The organism is Lyngbya aestuarii BL J (assembly GCF_000478195.2).
In the GTDB taxonomy this organism is placed as follows: domain Bacteria; phylum Cyanobacteriota; class Cyanobacteriia; order Cyanobacteriales; family Microcoleaceae; genus Capilliphycus; species Capilliphycus aestuarii.
Genome location: NZ_AUZM01000022.1, coordinates 1 through 17,047, shown reverse-complemented (window position 1 = coordinate 17,047; position 17,047 = coordinate 1). Strand labels below are relative to the sequence as shown.

Below are 17,047 nucleotides of genomic sequence, written 5' to 3'. Positions count from 1 at the left end.
ATCTTCAATTTTTGAGGGCATCTAGTTTTAGGTGCCCTTGGCGTTTTATGATGGAGGATGGAAATTTAACAATTGTTTAAAATCTGTTCGTAAGATTATGGCTACAATCCAATTTGCAAAAGGAATTGATGAAGATGTAATTCCGAATGTTCGTTTAACTCGTTCTCGCGATAACACTCAGGGAACGGCGACTTTTTATTTTGATAATCCCAACGCCCTCGCGAATGATTTTGCTGAGGAAATTACGGGAATGTACTTAATTGACGAGGAAGGAGAATTACTAACCCGTGAGGTGAAAGCAAAGTTTATTAATGGTAAGCCCGAAGCAATAGAGGCATTTTATTTAATGCAGTCGGAGGAGGAGTGGAATCGGTTTATGCGGTTTATGAACCGTTATGCTGAAGCCAATGGCTTAGAATTTAGCAAATCTTGATAGGGTGCTAGGGGAAGTCGGGAAAGGTCTTTACGTCCCATAAAACCTGACTTCTCATTAGAAAATGGACATTTTTCCAACCCTCTTTGTCAGAAGTATAAACGAGGAAATTGACGATGACTTCATCCCGTCCTCATGCTGATCATTCTGAGATTAAGATCAATTGTGTGGTGATTACGGTGAGTGATACTCGCACCCCAGAAACCGATAGTAGTGGTCAGTTGATTCAAGATAAACTCCAACAAGCGGGATATCAGATTAAAGAATATTTGATTCTTCCCGATGAACCTGGAGAAATTCATACTGAAGTTCGGGGCTTGTGTCAACTTCGGGATCTTGATGTATTAATTCTCAATGGAGGTACCGGAATTGCACCCCGCGATACCACTTATGATGCGATCGCAGGGATTTTAGAGAAAACGTTGCCGGGGTTTGGTGAAATTTTTCGCAGTTTGAGTTACGCTGAAGTCGGGTCACGGGCGATCGCTTCTCGGGCTGTGGCTGGAATTTGTCAGGGGACGTTGGTGTTTTCGCTTCCCGGTTCAACCAATGCAGTCAAATTAGCCATGGAAAAGCTGATTTTACCTGAACTCACTCATTTGATCACCCAATTAAAATCTTCTTAATTTTAACCCGCATTTTGATGGTTTAAGTTTAATACTTTTTTTGATAACTTGATTATTCTCCTAAATTCATTCTCACCGAAAAAATTGTCGGGGTTGATGGGGTTAAAGGAAAATGTAGGAATGAGTAGACAGGTCGCTGATGAATATATATACTCTCTTGAATCAAACTGAACGGCAACGGGTGAGTGATGGAGTTGTCACATCTATCTTGAGCGGTTGCCAATATAAACCCTGGCAGTTGGTGCTAATCTTGCCACAATTGGGAGATTTCGACAGCTTGGAGTATGCTTGGTGGTTGCGACGAGATGCCGAACAGCTATCTCAGCAACCCATCACAATTCGAGCTGTAGGAATTGGCGATCGCAGTTCGGGTCAGCGATTCTGTGATTATACTGGATTTCCGCCCGCTTGTTTGTTTGTCGATCGCAGCGCCGAACTGCATCAAACACTCGATCTATATTCAGGTTTATCTCTGAAGTTACCGGGTTTATCACCGGGTGTAAATGCAGGGCTGAACCTGATGCTGATGTGTGCTGGAATTGGTAGCCCCGGCACTTTAGCCGAAGTGTTTCGCGGATATCGGGGTGATGCCAAAGCACCTCAGTTAATTGGCGATGACGAAATTGTTCGGGCGACTCCTCTACCTCCACTCAAAGGTTCATTCTTCCAATGGGCAGGGGGTCGGGGTTTTCAGCGTCCATTTGAGTTAGCGACTTTGCGACTACGAAATATGACAGAAGTGCTGACCAACTGGAAAACCTATGTTCCTAATTCTGCTTATCTGACTCAACGAGGAGCCACTTTCCTGTTTAATCAACAAGGGAAATTGCTTTATGAACATCGCGATCGCGCCATCCTTGACTTCGCTGCTAATATGAGTAATCCGCTCTCTTTCCTCTCGGGTTTTGTTACTCCTAATAAATATTAGTCAAATCAACAACAGAATTTGCGCTATCAACTCTTAAATCAATAATTTTTAAGCTCTCCATAAACTGAAGTTAAAAAGCCTCCAAATTGAAAGCAGGAGGCTTTTTTTATCTCTATAATCCTGCTAGTTATCGGGGAATATTTTAGTCAGACTCTAAAACTTCTCCATTAAAAACCGCAACTATGTAATCAGATGTAACTTCATCCTCTGGCGGAAGTTTTGTTAAAGTGAAAATTCCAGATTCATAACTCAAAACTTCATATTGTACTCCGGTTGAAGCATTGGCAATGGTGTCACCAACTTGAGGAAAATGATTGAGTTGGTTGTGTTCTACTGTGATTTTACTCATTAGTTGTCTTCTTGTGAATCATTACATTGTACAATTTTCTGGCGATCGCAATGACGAGCGATAATCAATCTACAACTAATATTAATACTCTGACATTTAAGTCGGTTGACGTTGAAAATAGTCCTTATGGCAAGGCAATAGGCACTTATGCCACAGGGAAGAAATATTTAAATATTGTATATTTTGTTACAGACTTCAATTTTTTCACACCGACTTACTTATTCAACAGTTGAATGAAAAGCATAGCCTATAGGGTGTTGGGCTATCAGATCAGTAATTCTACTGAGAACGATCTAATTTTTGAGGCTAATAAAATTATCAAAGTTCCGTAATTACCCCGTAGCTATCCAAGTTTAAAACGCTTAATCTGGAGAGTAGAGGTTGAAATAAACTCATCATCCAGTTGCCACCACCAAGATTTCAATTAAAGCTTGATTAACCTGCATCATCTCCAATCTCCAAATTCTAATCTAAAAAGCAATTTTAAACAAGGTAAAATCATGGAAACTCTACCCAAACCTACTCTTGAATCTTGCCTAAATAGTCCCGATATTCATGTTCGACTCAATGCCTTGCAAAATTGCTTAAAATCTAACGAACACTTGGATTTGTTTACACGACAGGCGTTAAAAGATAAATCCGAAAAAGTACAACAATCAACCTATAGAATTTTGCAGGGATACAACCCAGATTTAACTGAAAACGGTAACTTACCCATTGCTACCGATACAATTACAAGTATTGTTATTAGTCCTGATAATAAATATATTGTTGGTGGAAGTTGGAAGATTGTTAGAGTTTGGGATGCGGAAACCGGAGAATTATTACGAAAAATAGAGGCTGATTCTCATTGGGTTTTGTCTGTTGCTATCGCTCCAGATAGTAAAACTCTAATTACGGGGGGTACAGATAGTCAAATTAAGATTTGGAGTCTGGAAACCGGAAAAATTTTATTTACCTTGGAAGGACATTCGAGTTGGGTAACAACGCTCGCCGTTAGTCCTGATGGAAAAAAATTGGTCAGTGGGAGTTGCGATAAAACCCTTAAAATTTGGGATTTAAACACCAGAAAACAGCAACATACTCTAACCGATCATTCGGGGTGGATTTGTTCTGCTGTAATTAGTTCTGACGGCATTATAGCCAGTGGTAGCACCGATAACACGATTAAATTATGGGACTTAAATAGCGGTAAACTCTTACAAACTCTCAAGGAACATTCGGACTGGGTTCAAGCCTTAGCGATTAGTTCAGATGGTGAACGGCTATTTAGTGGAAGTCGAAATGGAGAAATAAAATTTTGGAAAAATGTTCCTTCCGATAAAAACAACAAAATAATCAACGCTTTTAAAGTATTAATTATAGCTATTTCACTTATATTGGTTAAGTTGACAGGTGGAATGAGTCTGGGTTTTATGTCTATTTTATTAAACTTTAATAATGACCAAGATAATCCAAAAAAATATGACTTTATTTCCAGTAATACTATTTTCAAAAAGTCCACTAAAATTCAAGACATTAAGTTAACTTTAGATGAAAAGACTCTCGTGATTGTAGACAGTAATGGTACAATCTGGTTTCAAAATATAGAAACGGAAAAATCTTGGGTTTTAAATCATGGCTTGACTAATTGTATAGCAATTTATTCTGATTATAAAAAGCTAATTTGCGGAAGCTGTGATTGGCTAAAAGTTTGGAATCTAGACACGAAGGAATCACCCTATACATTTAAAGGAAGTTCCAAACCCGAATTAAGCAAAGTTCAAATTTTAAGACCGACTAAACCTTTGGAAGTCGGAGATGTTTATCAGTTTAAAGCTCAGGGATTTGACCAATATGATAAAATATTTGAAATAACTCAACCTGTATTTTGGCAAGTTACAGAGGGTAAAATCAATCCTCAGACGGGTGAATATAAAGCGGATCAAAAAACGGCTAAAGTTACCGTTACAGCAAAAGCTGGAACTTGTCTAAAGGATTGCATTACTATTGATGTTTTAGAACCGCCAAGGCTTGATAAGTTAGTCATTAAACCGGGTTTTGTGTCTAAGCTGTACTTTCAAGAAAAACAAACGTTTACCGTCGTAGGATTCGATCAATATAATAACGAATTTAAACTTGAAACTGTTTCTTGGAATGCAACGAGTGGAACTATTGAAAATGGTATCTATACAGCCGGAAATAATGATGGGATTTTTCAAGTTACCGCCAAGTCTGGAAGTATTAGTAGTAACGAGGTAACGGTTAAAGTTCTTGAACCTCCCAAACTGACGATTTTAGAAATTTCCCCATCTTTTGTTGGGTTAGAATTTGGTGAAACTCAGTCTTTTCAAGTCAAAGGTTTTGATCAATATAAACAGACTATCAAAATAGATCGGGTTTGCTGGACTTCAACAAGTGGAAAGATTAATGAGGATGGAACTTTTACCGCCAGTCAGACCGAAGAAAAAGTAAAAATTACCGCTACTGTTGGAGAAATAAAAGCTGAAGTTGAGGTTACAGTCCTTGAACCTGCTAAGTTAACATCTCTAGAAATCATTCCTTCTGATTTCACTTTAAAGCCGGGTGAAACTAAACAATTAAAAGTTCGTGGCTTTGACCAACATCAACGGGAAATTTCAACGGAAAATCCTATCATCTGGGAAGCAGAAGGTCTTGAAATTGACAACAACGGCTATCTAAAAGTTGGTCAAAATACAAAAGGAAAATTTACAGTTCAAGCTATTTCATCGGAGTTGAATGTCAAAGGTTCTACTACTGTTGAAGTTCCTCCTATTGTTAAAAACTTAAAGATTGAACCGGAATATATTTCACTCAAACCTGACCAACCCTATCAATTTATGGCGGAAGAATCTTTATCGGATGGTAATGAAGTATTTAATCAAGATTATGATGACTCGAATGAACTCCCATCCGAATTAGAGAATCAAGATTTGCCTATTGATCCGCACACAGAAGAATCTTTATCGGATGGTAATGAAGTATCTAATCAAGATTATGATGACTCGAATGAACTCCCATCCGAATTAGAGAATCAAGATTTGCCTATTGATCCGCACACAGAAGAATCTTTATCGGATGGTAATGAAGTATCTAATCGAGATGCTTATGTTACGATTACTGCAACTGCTAACAACATTTCAGGTAAAGCATTTGTTAAAGTTTTTGAACCTGCGCGTCTTGATGCTATCGAGATTGCTCTACCTGAAACAATATGCAAGTTGAATTCATCTTTAATAGAATTAAACCCCGGTAAAACTTTCCAATTTACAGTTAAAGGTTTTGACCAAAGGGGGAATGAGTTTCCTGTTAAGTCTGTTTATTGGAAAGCGGTAGGAGGAAAAATTGACCAACAAGGCTGTTTAACTGTTGATGAAAACGCTAAAGGTTCTTTTGAAGTTACCGCATCTATTCCCAGTTATAATCTCAAAGCCTCTGTTCAATTTATTGTTCCTTCTGTCTTAGAATATGTCTTAATTTCACCAGAAAACATATCTGTTGAACCGAATCAACCCGTGCATTTTGATGTGATTGCATACGATCAGACAGGCGAACTCTGTGCTTTGGATGATGTGAAATGGGAGTGTAGTCCAGGAGGTAAAATTAATTCTAATGGAGTTTTTAAAGGAGGATATGAAGAACGTTATGTAACTGTTACTGCGAGTGTGGGAGAAGTTTATAAAACTGCTTCTGTTACATTACTTCCTGTCTTACGAGAAATCAAGATTAATCCGAGTTCAATTATTCAATTAGAACCTGGTGAACATCAGCAATTTACTGTAATTGGTTTAGATCAGTTTGGTTATTCTATAGACCCTGGAATAATTAACTGGGAAGCAACCGGAGGAATAATTAACCAGAAAGGACATTATACTGCTGGCTATAACTCAAAGGGTGTATACAGGGTTAAAGCTAAAACTTGTAGTGTTCCTAAATATGGGATTCAAGTACAACTCTTTACTTGGGGAATTTATCTCAAACTGATTTTACAGATCATCCGACAAATACAACAAATTTTTTCATGGGGTATCAAGATTAAAAAATTTACAAATTTGTTTAAGGATAAAGAAGAAAATGCTGAGTTACAGCCAGAAGATGAGATGGGAGAAGAAATCATTGATTCAGATGCTGATTTTGATCCTGATATATCTACAGCAGAGTTAAATCTTCAAGCCTGGGTACTTAAAACAGTTCTTAAATACATATTGAATATCATTGAATGGATTGCCGATGGATTTATCGAAGTATCAGGAGTTGATGATACAGTAACGGTTGAAATTGTTCCTGTACTCAGAACATTAGAAATATCCACTAGCCAAACTAAACTTCAACCCGGTGAACAGTGTACTTTAACGCTTAAGGGGTACGATCAAGTTGGAGATTCAATTAAAGTAAATGATGTAAAATGGCAGTCAAAAGGGGGTAAAATTACCGCTAAAAAAGATAATCAAATCTTGAATTTAAGGATTTCTAAAAAGTCTAACGATTGGATTGCTGAATTTGATTTTATTGCTGGCGATGTAGAGGGTGATTTCTCATTTCAAGCTAGAGTTGGAGAACGTAGTCATTCAATATCGATAAAAATTGAAGCTCTGGATTTTCAGTTTTATTCACCGAATAATCAGCCACAAAATCCCGAAAATAATAGCTCAAGCAATTCAAATAATCAGTCACCAACTTCCGCAAATAATAGTTCAAGCAATCAAAATAATCAGTCACAATATCATGCAAATCTTGATAAAGATTTCGATCCCATACAATTATTATTGGATCGATTAACAACGGAATGTAAGCCGCACAAAATCAATAGATATGAATTGGTGAGAGTTGTTTCTAGAAAAGTAAAAAGAATAATGTATGGGTCTGATAATAAAATTACTGTAAAACAAGCCACTGTTTGGGCGATAGAAGAAATTCTAGAAGAAACTAAAAACAAAATCGGCGCCGCCTAGTAAGTTTGAAGAAACATAGGATGTTCAGCGATCATGAACGGGTTCGTCAAATTGAAGCCAAAGCCTTACAAAAACTGCGTCAACCCAAGCATCACAACCGAGTTCGTGATTACTTAGAATATTTCACATAACTGTAGAAAACTAGATGGGTTGTAGAAAATATTGTGAGAATTGTGTTGACTATCCTCTCCATCGACCAAAATCACTTGACGGAGTGACTAGGAAGCTAAAATGTAGACTGAGTAGTATATAATCGATTTTGAGGGTAAATCTGATAGAATTGTTGAAGTATTTTCACCCATTAGCGATCTTGTTGATCATTGAGACTGTTCTTTTTATACCAAAGATCACTCTTATTACCAAGTTACAAGACTTTTAGCAGGGTTGTTACCTCAACAGATTCAATACTTTTTTATGACTTCAGAAAATCCTAAACCCCTGAATCCCTGGAATTATAAACCTTGGTGGTGTCAACCTTGGTCAATCTTGCTAACAGGAATTTCTTTAATCGGAGGGAGTTGGCTGGTCTTTCAAACCCTTTGGTTAACTGCTATTATTGCTATTCCGATTTTAGTTTGGATGGGATACTTTCTATTACTCTGGCCAAAATTAATGGTGGAAAGCGGTATCCTAGACTCCAAACGTTAAGCCTTTTCTAAGGGGGCCATCGTTAATCCTTCTCGACTTAATTGAGTATGATAAAGTTCAGCCTGTTCTTGAGGGCCAACCCATACTGTTGCTTGGCCTTCAAAGTGAACTTGATTCGTAAGTTTCCAGGCGAGATCGCTATTCATTCCTGGAATATACTTCATCAGACAACTAGAAACGTGTTCAAAGGTGTTGAAGTCGTCGTTCAGAACAATTACCTTATAGTTGGGATAAGGTTGCTGGGTAACTTGACTGGAACGACTGGGCGCAACAGTAGGAGAAGATGTCATGGGTCAGTTACCAGAACAAGGGTTTAACAACTTTACAATCAAGACTTTAATCTAAACTCAGCCGAATAGCTCGGACAAACTATTGGCAAGTATAGCCATTAGTCTAAAAATATAACACAAATCTCCAACTTGACAAGGGGTTAATCTCATTACTGATCAGCCCCAAACAGGCTCAAATGTTATTTAAGGAGTTAGAACAGATGGAGTCAGCACTCTTGCCCCTATTGACGGATTTATGGGTCAGGGTCATGGGGTTGGGAGAAAATCGCGATCACTCCTCTATGAGTTCATCATCGGCGCGTTTCGGACTCCTGCACTCCTGACCCAGATTGAAATCAGCGCTAATTTTAGGGTCAAGAGACAATCCCTTCTAGAGAATTTGTAGATTTTTCTGATTACTAATTAAAGTTTGAGTCATTGCAGCTAAATTTTCTAAATTTTCTTCAAGTTCTTGAGCGCGTTTTTCATAACCAATCTTTCGTTGTAATGCTTGGCGAGCTAAATCTTCTCGATTTCGTTTTAAAGCTTCCTTCGCTACATTTTGCCAAGTATTCATATCTTCAAGAGCTTGTTTATATTGCGGATGAACATCATCCCAAGCAGTACGAATATCAGCTAAGGCTTTATCTAACAACAACGGTGCGTTATCTTTTTTAATCCCGGTTAAAGCTTCTTGAATAGGTCGATATAATTGATCAACATCAATTTGATTGAGAAGCGGTACAAAATTTCTAATCTGGCGACTATCATTGACACCTGTCACGCACCATGTCGCAAAATGTTCACAGTTGTTGAATAATAAATTATATTTACACTCTCCCAAACGACTTTCTGCTCGCTGAATCACAGTATCAGGAATATAGCGCACCGGATAAGGTCTAATATAAACTTTCCCCCCCCGTGCAAAAGTTTCCATTGAAGTCCGTTCAACGATTTCGCTGGGTTTGCGGTAGTGAATAACGCTACCATCTCCACAGTCTACTCCATGATGCTCATAAACGCCATCTAGATTAAAAAATTCTCGATAAGCATAAACTTGATCGCCTCTGGCCATATTTCCCCTGCTGTTTAACTCTATTTTTTAGTATAAATTGTTTAAGTTGTCTACTGAGAATGATTTATCTTCAGAAGTGTTGTTTGTTTTGAAAGTTGATTAACCTTTCCGGAAGTATCCTAGCATTTGCTGCATTTGTCTTATTAATGGGATTGAAAAGGATCAGGTACAATGAGTATTAATTCAGTGAATTGGCAACTGATTGGTCATGCGAATAATGTGATTGCAATGACAGCGTTGGATGAAACCCTTTATGCTGCAACTTCTGAGAATAAACTCTGGGTACGAGTTGCTATTCGGGGTGATATTAACTGGCAAGTTATTGGTCATGCAAATAATGTAGTTGCCATGGCGGCAATGGATGAAAAACTCTATGCAGCCACTTCTGAAGATCAACTCTGGATACGAGCTATTGTAACAGAAGATCGGGGTTGGCAAGCGATTACTGTGGCGAATAATATAGTTACAATGACTGCCATGGATGGTAAACTTTATGCCGTGAGTTCCGATGATAAATTTTGGGTACGAGATGGTCGAGTTGATCTCAACTGGAAACAGATTGGTCGAGGAATTTCTGTGATCTCATTAGCTGCGACAAATAATCAACTCTATGCAGTAACTTTTGATCATAAACTTTGGCAGGTTAATCTCACTTCTGATGGGATAAAATGGCAAGAAATCGGTCATGCTAATAATGTGGTTGCAATGGCGGGAATGGATGGAAAATTGTATGCCGCCACTTCTGATCATCAACTTTGGTGTTGGACTATAGATTCTGAAGTTTAATAATAATCCCGGTTTCTGAGGGGAGATTAAGAGTTAAAATTATCTTGAGAAACCGGGTTAATTTATCTATTTTTAACCCCAAATTTAAAGGGGTTTTGAGTGATTAAACTTCGGCAGTTTCTAACTGTTCAGGTTGATGAGTTTCCATTAAGTTTACCTTAACCACACGATTGACAGCTTCCGGTGCTTTGGGTAAAGTTAGAGTTAAAATTCCGTTGGTATAATCGGCTTTAACTTCTGTATTGATAATCGCTTCTGGTAAAGCAACAACTCGACGAAATTCACCCACTGGAAACTCACTGTACAGGTATTTTTCAGCCTCATTGAGTTGGGGACGTGTTGTTTTTCCTGAGAATACAATCCCTTTCTTTGTGGCTTGAATATCCAGTTTGTATGTCTCTAAACCGGGAATAATCGCTCGTAGAATAAAGTGATTTGACTTGTCTTGTAACTCAACTGCGGGAGTCCAATCATTTGTCATTCTAGTTGTTGTCATTTCTTCAAACATTCTTTCAAATTGGTTGTGCATTTTTTCAACTTCAGCGAAGGGGTTGTAACGACTGACTAACATCATATTGTTTTCTCTCCTGTTTTTGTGGTGATGATTTATTGCTTACAGTTTTAATAATGCCAATCAAAAAAGCAATTTTAAAGAGTAGAGAACCCCACTTTAGAGTGAGGTTTCCACACCGAATCTTTAACCGAACCTTTGGGGAGGAAAACCGAATCTTTGGGGTTTGAAGTTGATCACTTTTTCTCTAGTTCTCAAAATTCCCTATTTCCGACTGGGAGAGACTAACATCCGAATCGCAATAATCGTGATATTATCGTGACCATTATGTTCGTTTGCTAGCTCAATTAACTGTTTCACTCCCGTATTAAGATCGGTTTTGGGATTGAGTAGAGGATCAAGATGAGTCGCATAATAAATTTCGAGTAAATCATTGTCTGTTAGCCCATCCGATGCTAAAATAAAAACAGTATCTTCTTGTACTTCCAAAAACTGGATATCAGGCTTAACAAAATTGCGATCGCGTGGCCCTAACGCTTGAGTCAGTTGGTAAGCGTCAGGACGAGCGTAAGCCACCTCTGGACTCACTCCCCGTTGAATTTCCCGTTGTCCGACTTCGTGATCCACCGTAACTTGTTCAATCCCCTGAGACGTTAAGCGATAAAGCCGACTATCTCCGACATGAGCGATCGCCACTTGATTTTCTGCTACAATTGCCATCACTAGGGTTGTCCCCATGCGTCCAACTCCAGAACGAACCGCTCCTTGATTGGCTTCATAAATTGTCGTATTGGCTTGGATAATCGCATTTTTGATCATCTCTTGGGTGGGAAGTTCACCCGTCAATTGGCTTTGAAAATATTGCTTGAGTGTATTGACAGCCAACTGACTCGCCACATCACCACTGGCGTGTCCTCCCATACCATCACACAAAATATACAATCCTTTGGCTTCTACCACTCGCCCTTGAGGCGTTTGTTGTTCGTGTATAGTCGTTTGTACACCAAACGAATCTTCATTGCGTTGACGTCGGCGACCAATATCAGTTGCTCCAACTGCCTCTAAATGCAACAATTGACTAAGACGAGGAATCGTGGGCGCAACGCTACCCCCAGTCGGTACATCAGTGATATCCTCATCAACATTTTCCTGAATACGAGTTGGGGAAGAAATAGGTATAGACGGGGTTTCAGTCGAAGAAGAATGAAGTTCTTGTTCAATCTCTGCTAAGTGATCTTGAAGTTGAGTAATCGTTTTAATTTCACCTTCATTTAGATCTCGCAGTAATTGAGTCAAAGAACCCAACAAAGTACGCTGTGACTGTTGGATTAACGTTTTCCAAGCTTTGCCCAAATCCGATAGAGAAATAGTATCCGCTTGCAGTTCCTGATACAACTGTTGTAAACAAATTTGATGAGGAGAAGTCGGATAAACCCGAATATTCGTTAATTCAAGTAAACTTTGACGACACTGAAAACTTTCTAAATCTCCCCATAAATTCGCCATTTGTTGAAACCATGAGAGAATTTGTTGAGGTGTGGTTTGTGAATCCCTAAATTTTTCAAGTAACATCGGAAAATCAGAGTAATTTTCCAGAATAACAACCGTGTAAAGATCCGATTTCCACGCATCTTTAAGTTTGGGAAAATGGTCTTGAAACTGAGATTGTAAAATCAAATAAGCTTGCGCCGCAGCAATCACAAAAGTATCCATCTTCTCGGATGACGACAGTAAATTAAGTTGGGCGGCTTCTGGGGGAGACATCTCCAGCGGCTGAGTATCAAGAACTTCTACCGTTACCGTTTCATCCGGTTTCAACGTCTTTAAAGGTTTAATCAGTTGATATCGCTGATTTTCATCTAAATACATTCCCTTCTCTAAATCCGAAAGACAAGAGCCATCTGATTTTAACTCAACAGAGTCATTTGAATCAGGATCGAGAGCATCATTAACAGGAATTTCACTCGCATCAAAAGCCTCTAAACCCCAAATCTGATTAGACTCCGTTTCAGCCGCCACCGAATCAACTTCTACAGCATTTTCACTCAAAGATGCAATCTCATCAGGAGTCAGTTCTAGCTCAGATTTGACCGAAGCCGCTTGAATTTTATCACTTTGTGTCTGAGTTTCTTCAGGAATTTCAGCGATCGCCCCACCGAGTCGATCTTGTTCTGGTGAAGATGAAGGATTTTCAACCCGATCAAGAATATCATGCTCACGCTCAACAGGTAAGCGAGAAATAACCGCGATCGCTACCGTGCCTGTCCTTGCACCGCAATTCGGACAATCAAGCACACTCAGAGAAACCGTAGAACCACATTCACCACAAACCTTCTGCGTTAAACTATAGCCGCATTTCTGACAAAACTTGTGATGACTCGGATTTTCAAACAGACATTGGGGACAGACCAGCATAACTCGATTCCCTAGAGCGATAAAGTCGTTAGGGTTTTTGGGATGTGCAGACTTCCATTCTAAGGCACAATTTATCAGGAATGAGCAATCGCTGTCGTTGTCTTCACAATTGAAATGACTATGTTTCGTCCATACACTGTTGTTTTAATCGTACCAACCGGAGTTGGTGCCGCTATTGGAGGGTATGCTGGAGATGCTTTACCTGTCGCTAGAGCGATGTCTCAAGTTTGCGATCGCCTGATTACTCATCCTAACGTTCTCAATGGCGCTCAACTCTATTGGCCGCTGTCAAATGTGTTTTATGTCGAAGGCTATGCACTCGATCAGTTTGCCAGAGGAAATTGGGGACTACAACCCGTTCATCAAAATCGTGTCGGGTTACTTCTCGATCAAGCAATTGAACCGGAGTTACGCCAACGCCATCTACAAGTGGCTGATGCGGCACGAGCGACGCTAGGTTTAAGTTTAACCGATTATGTCGTCACAGATGCTCCAATTGATGTTGAGCTGCGAACGGCGGCTTCTGGAGGCTCCTGGGGAACGATTGGCAACCCCGGTAGCTTGTTACGAGGTGCGACAGCTTTGATTGAAAAAGCTAAAGCCAATGCAATTGCAGTTGTGACTCGATTTCCTGAAGATCAAGACAGTCTTGCCCTCGAACACTACCGACATGGCCAAGGTGTTGATCCATTAGCGGGAGCAGAAGCCGTGATCTCTCACTTAATTGTCCGCCAGTTTAACATTCCTTGCGCTCATGCTCCAGCTTTATCGACTTTACCGCTCGATCCTGATTTATCGCCTCGTTCGGCAGCCGAGGAATTAGGGTATACTTTTCTTCCTTGTGTTTTGGTGGGGTTGAGTCGGGCGCCGCAGTTTGTGACTCCTGCATTCGAGACTCCGGGTTCTCATTTTTCATCGGATCTGATTTGGGGAAATACTGTAGATGCGGTTGTTGTTCCTGCCACAGCCTGCGGTGGGAGTGCTATTCTAAGTTTTAGTGATCACCAGACTCAGATTATTGCAGTGGAGGAAAATCAAACTCAAATGCAAGTTTCTCCAGAATCACTAGGAATTAAAGCCATCACGGTGAATTCTTATCTGGAAGCTTTAGGGGTTTTGGCGGCTTTTCGAGCCGGAATTGATCCCAATACTCTGCGTCCAAATCTGCTAGCGATCGCTAAAATTAATTCGAGTTCTTTTGTTTAAACTGTTTTTTTGTTTTTGCATTTTATCAAAATATCGTGGTAGAACATAGTCCTAAAAATCCAGAGTTTGAATCGTTAACGCGCACCCAAGTTCTTGTGGCGATGGGGGGGACAGCGACGTTACTGTTTATTGTTGCTAAATTGTGGCTTTCTTTGGGGAACATCTCAATGTTACCTGTGCATTTTACCCCTCTTGATCTATTTTGGGGTTTGACCATTGGGATTGTAATTACCCTTGCTAGTTCGGTCATTTATCGGCTTTGGCAGGCTTATAGTCGCAGTGCTGATTTATATTTGAAGTTGGTGCTTACGCCACTTTTATGGCCGGATTTGGTGTGGTTAGGATTGTTACCGGGTTTAAGTGAGGAATTGCTTTTTCGAGGTGTGATTTTGGCTGCGTTTGGCTTTACTCCGATAGGGTTAGTGATTTCTAGTGTTTGTTTTGGGGTGCTGCATTTTAGTGGTTCTCAACAATGGCCTTATGTGATTTGGGCAACCGTAGTCGGATTGATTTTGGGATATAGTGCGATCATCACAGGGAATTTATTTGTGCCGATTGTCGCTCATATTTTTACCAACTTGATCTCTGGTTGTTTATGGAAGTTAAAATATATCGGACAAGGAACAGAATTATGAATGATCAAAAGGATTAATTCTGAGAGGACAGAGATTTTTGTTTTCCGATTCGGGAGTTCTTTTCAGAATTATGAATTCTACATTCAGAATTAAGTTCAAGGCTGGCTTACTCAAATTTTCGGTGGAGATGATTGCTCATGCAAATTTCATTTGAATCAGACACTTTATCTTTAGAAATACCTCCTGAAATTGTTCTCAATGTTACTCCAGAACAGTTTGAAGCGATCGCCATAACGAACCGGGATTTAAGACTAGAACGTACCTCACTTGGAGAGTTAATTGTGAATCCTCCTACGGGTGGTGAATCAGGTAAACGGAATTTTAGTATTATTGGGCAACTTGCTCGCTGGTATGAGGAGCATCAGGAGTTAGGAGAAGCTTTCGATTCTTCGACAGGATTTAGCTTGAACAGCCATGTTGCCCCACGTCTCACCCGAAGGGGAGCGTGAGATGAATTGCGCGCGAGTTGACGACAGTTCTGTGACCAATTTTTCCCTTCGGAAAAACAGAGAACAGAACAGGTCGGAAACGAGCAATCATTATGATATAGTATTTTATAGCAAACGCTGTTTATTCTAATATGTTCAAGGTCGTCAAAGTCAGGTTATATCCAGATGTCCAACAACAGCAGTCTCTAGCGCAATCTTTTGGCTGTTGTCGTTGGCTTTGGAATTACTGCCTGAATTTGATGAATCAAACATACAAAGAGACTGGTAAGGGTTTATCTGGCTATGCAGTAAAAAAGATAATTCCCCAGTTAAAGAAAGAGTATGAATGGTTAACTTCGACCTATTCACAATGCTTGCAACAAGTCTGTTTAAACTTGGGTGTAGCTTTCAATAATTTCTTTGAAAAACGAGCTAAATACCCTAGATTCAAATCAAAACATGGTAAGCAGTCAATACAATATCCTCAAAACGTCAAGGTTGCTGATAATTATTTAAGTCTGCCCAAGATAGGGGATGTATCAGCAATAATTCATAGACCGATTGATGGAAAAGTTAAGACTGTAACTATATCCAAAAACTGTTCTAATCAATATTTTGCTGCTATTCTGTTTGATGATGGTAAGGATAAGCCAGAATCAAACACAGATGGTAAAGCGATAGGTATTGATTTGGGCTTGACTCACTTTGTTATTACTAGCGATGGTTCTAAGTTTGAAAATCCTAGAATACTCAATAAACATGAAAAAAACTTAAAATTCAAGCAGCAACAATTATCTAGGAAAAAGAAAGGTTCTAATAACCGTATAAAAGCTAGAAGAAAAGTTGCTAGAGTTCACAGGAAAATAACTAACTGCCGTGAGGATTTTCTACACAAGCTATCTCGTAGGATAGTCAACGAAAACCAAGTTATTGTGGCTGAAAATCTCAATGTTAAAGGCATGATGCAGAATCATAAACTAGCCAAAGCTATACATCAAGTAGGATGGGGAATGTTTTGCACAATGCTGAAATACAAAACAGAAATGGAAGGGAAAATTTATCAGGAAGTTGATAGATTTTTCCCGAGTTCAAAAATCTGTCATGTTTGCCTTAATCAAGTTGGTAGTTTGCCACTTGATGTAAGATATTGGACTTGCAATAACTGCCATACAAAACATGATAGGGATGTGAACGCAGCTATTAACCTCAGAGACGAGGGACTACGAATTTTGCGAGTACGCAATTCGCCGTCGCACGGCGAATGTAAGACGCACTCAAGACAGACCCCTGGAACGGGGGATAAAGCCTGTCGCCCAGATGTAAGTCGGATTGACACTCCCGCCGCTAAATCGAAGATTTTAGCGGGGGATTCTTCCTTCAACCAGCGAACTTAGAGTATTGATTTTCATCAATACAAAAGAGGCTCATCTGTCCGGAAGCGTTTATCCAGTATTCCAGGAATGTTGTTAAACTAAGCATAAACGTCACCGTTTTATACTCGTCTTCAGAACGGTGCATGAGACTTTCGTTCACACCGCTCCTCAATAACTAGGCACTTGTCTTGTGTACCTCATCGTGGCAGTGGCGATGTAATAAGGTTAAATTTTCCCATTTGCTGTTATGGTGATTCTTATCGATGTGGTGGATTTCCATGAGGTCATCCACGAAGAATCTGAGTCCACAATGAGAGCATTTTCCCTTTTGTTGATTTAGTAGGTAAGCGACTTTCTTTTTGGCTTCGGGATGTCTCCCCATTCGGGTTGACCAGTAAACCCAGTCCCCATCA

15 protein-coding genes and 2 pseudogenes are annotated in these 17,047 nt (G+C 39.6%); 11 read left to right on the top strand and 6 right to left on the bottom strand.

Going from position 1 to position 17,047, the window contains the following annotated elements:
- Positions 1 to 97 precede the first annotated feature (97 nt).
- The 3 genes from psb28 to M595_RS11415 all read left to right on the top strand — a co-directional run bounded on the left by psb28 (position 98) and on the right by M595_RS11415 (position 1,987).
- Entirely contained in the window at positions 98 to 433 is a 336-nt protein-coding gene (psb28, locus tag M595_RS11425; RefSeq protein ID WP_023066420.1) for a photosystem II reaction center protein Psb28, read from the top strand.
- 116 nt (positions 434 to 549) lie between these two features.
- On the top strand, positions 550 to 1,059 hold the full coding sequence (locus M595_RS11420; RefSeq protein WP_023066365.1) for a MogA/MoaB family molybdenum cofactor biosynthesis protein: 510 nt from the start codon (positions 550 to 552) through the stop codon (positions 1,057 to 1,059).
- Between the two features lie 139 nt (positions 1,060 to 1,198).
- Entirely contained in the window at positions 1,199 to 1,987 is a 789-nt protein-coding gene (locus M595_RS11415) for a peroxiredoxin-like family protein (RefSeq protein WP_040483972.1), read from the top strand.
- A gap of 142 nt (positions 1,988 to 2,129) precedes the next feature.
- Here M595_RS11415 and M595_RS11410 read toward each other — a convergent pair whose 3' ends face one another.
- Positions 2,130 to 2,336 carry a hypothetical protein gene (locus tag M595_RS11410; RefSeq protein ID WP_023066396.1) on the bottom strand — a complete coding sequence of 69 codons (207 nt, stop codon included), beginning with the start codon at positions 2,334 to 2,336 and terminating at the stop codon, positions 2,130 to 2,132.
- Positions 2,337 to 2,836: 500 nt separating this feature from the next.
- Here M595_RS11410 and M595_RS11405 point away from each other — a divergent pair, with 500 nt between their 5' ends.
- The 3 genes and pseudogenes from M595_RS11405 (at position 2,837) to M595_RS11400 (ending at position 7,936) form a co-directional block, all read left to right on the top strand.
- Positions 2,837 to 7,288 (top strand): WD40 repeat domain-containing protein, encoded by a 4,452-nt coding sequence (locus M595_RS11405; RefSeq protein ID WP_040483971.1) that lies wholly within the window; start codon positions 2,837 to 2,839, stop codon positions 7,286 to 7,288.
- 35 nt (positions 7,289 to 7,323) lie between these two features.
- Positions 7,324 to 7,419, top strand: a pseudogene (locus M595_RS30125) (RNA polymerase subunit sigma); the annotation flags it as partial.
- Positions 7,420 to 7,702: 283 nt separating this feature from the next.
- On the top strand, positions 7,703 to 7,936 hold the full coding sequence (locus tag M595_RS11400; RefSeq protein WP_040483970.1) for a DUF6737 family protein: 234 nt from the start codon (positions 7,703 to 7,705) through the stop codon (positions 7,934 to 7,936).
- Here the strand turns inward: M595_RS11400 and clpS are convergent.
- A complete protein-coding gene (gene clpS, locus M595_RS11395) occupies positions 7,933 to 8,226 on the bottom strand; it encodes an ATP-dependent Clp protease adapter ClpS (RefSeq protein WP_023066376.1) in 294 nt (97 codons plus the stop codon). The two genes, M595_RS11400 and clpS, sit on opposite strands and share 4 nt — an antisense overlap.
- Positions 8,227 to 8,596: 370 nt before the next feature.
- Positions 8,597 to 9,280, bottom strand: a complete 684-nt coding sequence (locus tag M595_RS11390; protein WP_023066449.1) for a lecithin retinol acyltransferase family protein — start codon at positions 9,278 to 9,280, stop codon at positions 8,597 to 8,599.
- 171 nt (positions 9,281 to 9,451) lie between these two features.
- Here M595_RS11390 and M595_RS11385 point away from each other — a divergent pair, with 171 nt between their 5' ends.
- Entirely contained in the window at positions 9,452 to 10,066 is a 615-nt protein-coding gene (locus M595_RS11385; protein ID WP_023066366.1) for a PQQ-binding-like beta-propeller repeat protein, read from the top strand.
- Between the two features lie 103 nt (positions 10,067 to 10,169).
- Here M595_RS11385 and M595_RS11380 read toward each other — a convergent pair whose 3' ends face one another.
- A complete protein-coding gene (locus M595_RS11380) occupies positions 10,170 to 10,640 on the bottom strand; it encodes an Hsp20/alpha crystallin family protein (RefSeq protein WP_023066441.1) in 471 nt (156 codons plus the stop codon).
- Between the two features lie 201 nt (positions 10,641 to 10,841).
- The gene (locus tag M595_RS11375) at positions 10,842 to 12,992 is read right to left on the bottom strand and encodes a serine/threonine phosphatase (RefSeq protein WP_023066444.1); all 2,151 of its coding nucleotides are present in this window, start codon (positions 12,990 to 12,992) and stop codon (positions 10,842 to 10,844) included.
- A 120-nt stretch (positions 12,993 to 13,112) separates the two neighbouring features.
- Here M595_RS11375 and M595_RS11370 point away from each other — a divergent pair, with 120 nt between their 5' ends.
- The 4 genes and pseudogenes from M595_RS11370 (at position 13,113) to M595_RS11355 (ending at position 16,655) form a co-directional block, all read left to right on the top strand.
- Positions 13,113 to 14,198, top strand: coding sequence for a DUF3326 domain-containing protein (locus M595_RS11370; protein WP_023066375.1), 1,086 nt, complete (start codon positions 13,113 to 13,115; stop codon positions 14,196 to 14,198).
- 35 nt (positions 14,199 to 14,233) lie between these two features.
- A complete protein-coding gene (locus tag M595_RS11365) occupies positions 14,234 to 14,833 on the top strand; it encodes a CPBP family intramembrane glutamic endopeptidase (RefSeq protein ID WP_023066385.1) in 600 nt (199 codons plus the stop codon).
- A 137-nt stretch (positions 14,834 to 14,970) separates the two neighbouring features.
- Positions 14,971 to 15,240, top strand: a pseudogene (locus tag M595_RS11360) (Uma2 family endonuclease); the annotation flags it as partial.
- A 173-nt stretch (positions 15,241 to 15,413) separates the two neighbouring features.
- Positions 15,414 to 16,655: an RNA-guided endonuclease InsQ/TnpB family protein gene (locus tag M595_RS11355; protein WP_023066450.1), complete on the top strand. Its 1,242-nt coding sequence runs from the start codon at positions 15,414 to 15,416 to the stop codon at positions 16,653 to 16,655.
- A 154-nt stretch (positions 16,656 to 16,809) separates the two neighbouring features.
- Here the strand turns inward: M595_RS11355 and M595_RS11350 are convergent.
- Positions 16,810 to 17,047: HNH endonuclease (locus tag M595_RS11350; RefSeq protein WP_040483967.1), on the bottom strand; the 238-nt coding region annotated here is incomplete at its 5' end.

Coding starts and splice junctions, on each gene's coding strand:
- psb28 (WP_023066420.1), top strand. CDS start 98: ATGGCTACAATCCAATTTGCAAAAGGAATTGATGAAGATGTAATTCCG.
- M595_RS11420 (WP_023066365.1), top strand. CDS start 550: ATGACTTCATCCCGTCCTCATGCTGATCATTCTGAGATTAAGATCAAT.
- M595_RS11415 (WP_040483972.1), top strand. CDS start 1,199: ATGAATATATATACTCTCTTGAATCAAACTGAACGGCAACGGGTGAGT.
- M595_RS11410 (WP_023066396.1), bottom strand. CDS start 2,336: ATGAGTAAAATCACAGTAGAACACAACCAACTCAATCATTTTCCTCAA.
- M595_RS11405 (WP_040483971.1), top strand. CDS start 2,837: ATGGAAACTCTACCCAAACCTACTCTTGAATCTTGCCTAAATAGTCCC.
- M595_RS11400 (WP_040483970.1), top strand. CDS start 7,703: ATGACTTCAGAAAATCCTAAACCCCTGAATCCCTGGAATTATAAACCT.
- clpS (WP_023066376.1), bottom strand. CDS start 8,226: ATGACATCTTCTCCTACTGTTGCGCCCAGTCGTTCCAGTCAAGTTACC.
- M595_RS11390 (WP_023066449.1), bottom strand. CDS start 9,280: ATGGCCAGAGGCGATCAAGTTTATGCTTATCGAGAATTTTTTAATCTA.
- M595_RS11385 (WP_023066366.1), top strand. CDS start 9,452: ATGAGTATTAATTCAGTGAATTGGCAACTGATTGGTCATGCGAATAAT.
- M595_RS11380 (WP_023066441.1), bottom strand. CDS start 10,640: ATGATGTTAGTCAGTCGTTACAACCCCTTCGCTGAAGTTGAAAAAATG.
- M595_RS11375 (WP_023066444.1), bottom strand. CDS start 12,992: ATGCTGGTCTGTCCCCAATGTCTGTTTGAAAATCCGAGTCATCACAAG.
- M595_RS11370 (WP_023066375.1), top strand. CDS start 13,113: ATGTTTCGTCCATACACTGTTGTTTTAATCGTACCAACCGGAGTTGGT.
- M595_RS11355 (WP_023066450.1), top strand. CDS start 15,414: ATGTTCAAGGTCGTCAAAGTCAGGTTATATCCAGATGTCCAACAACAG.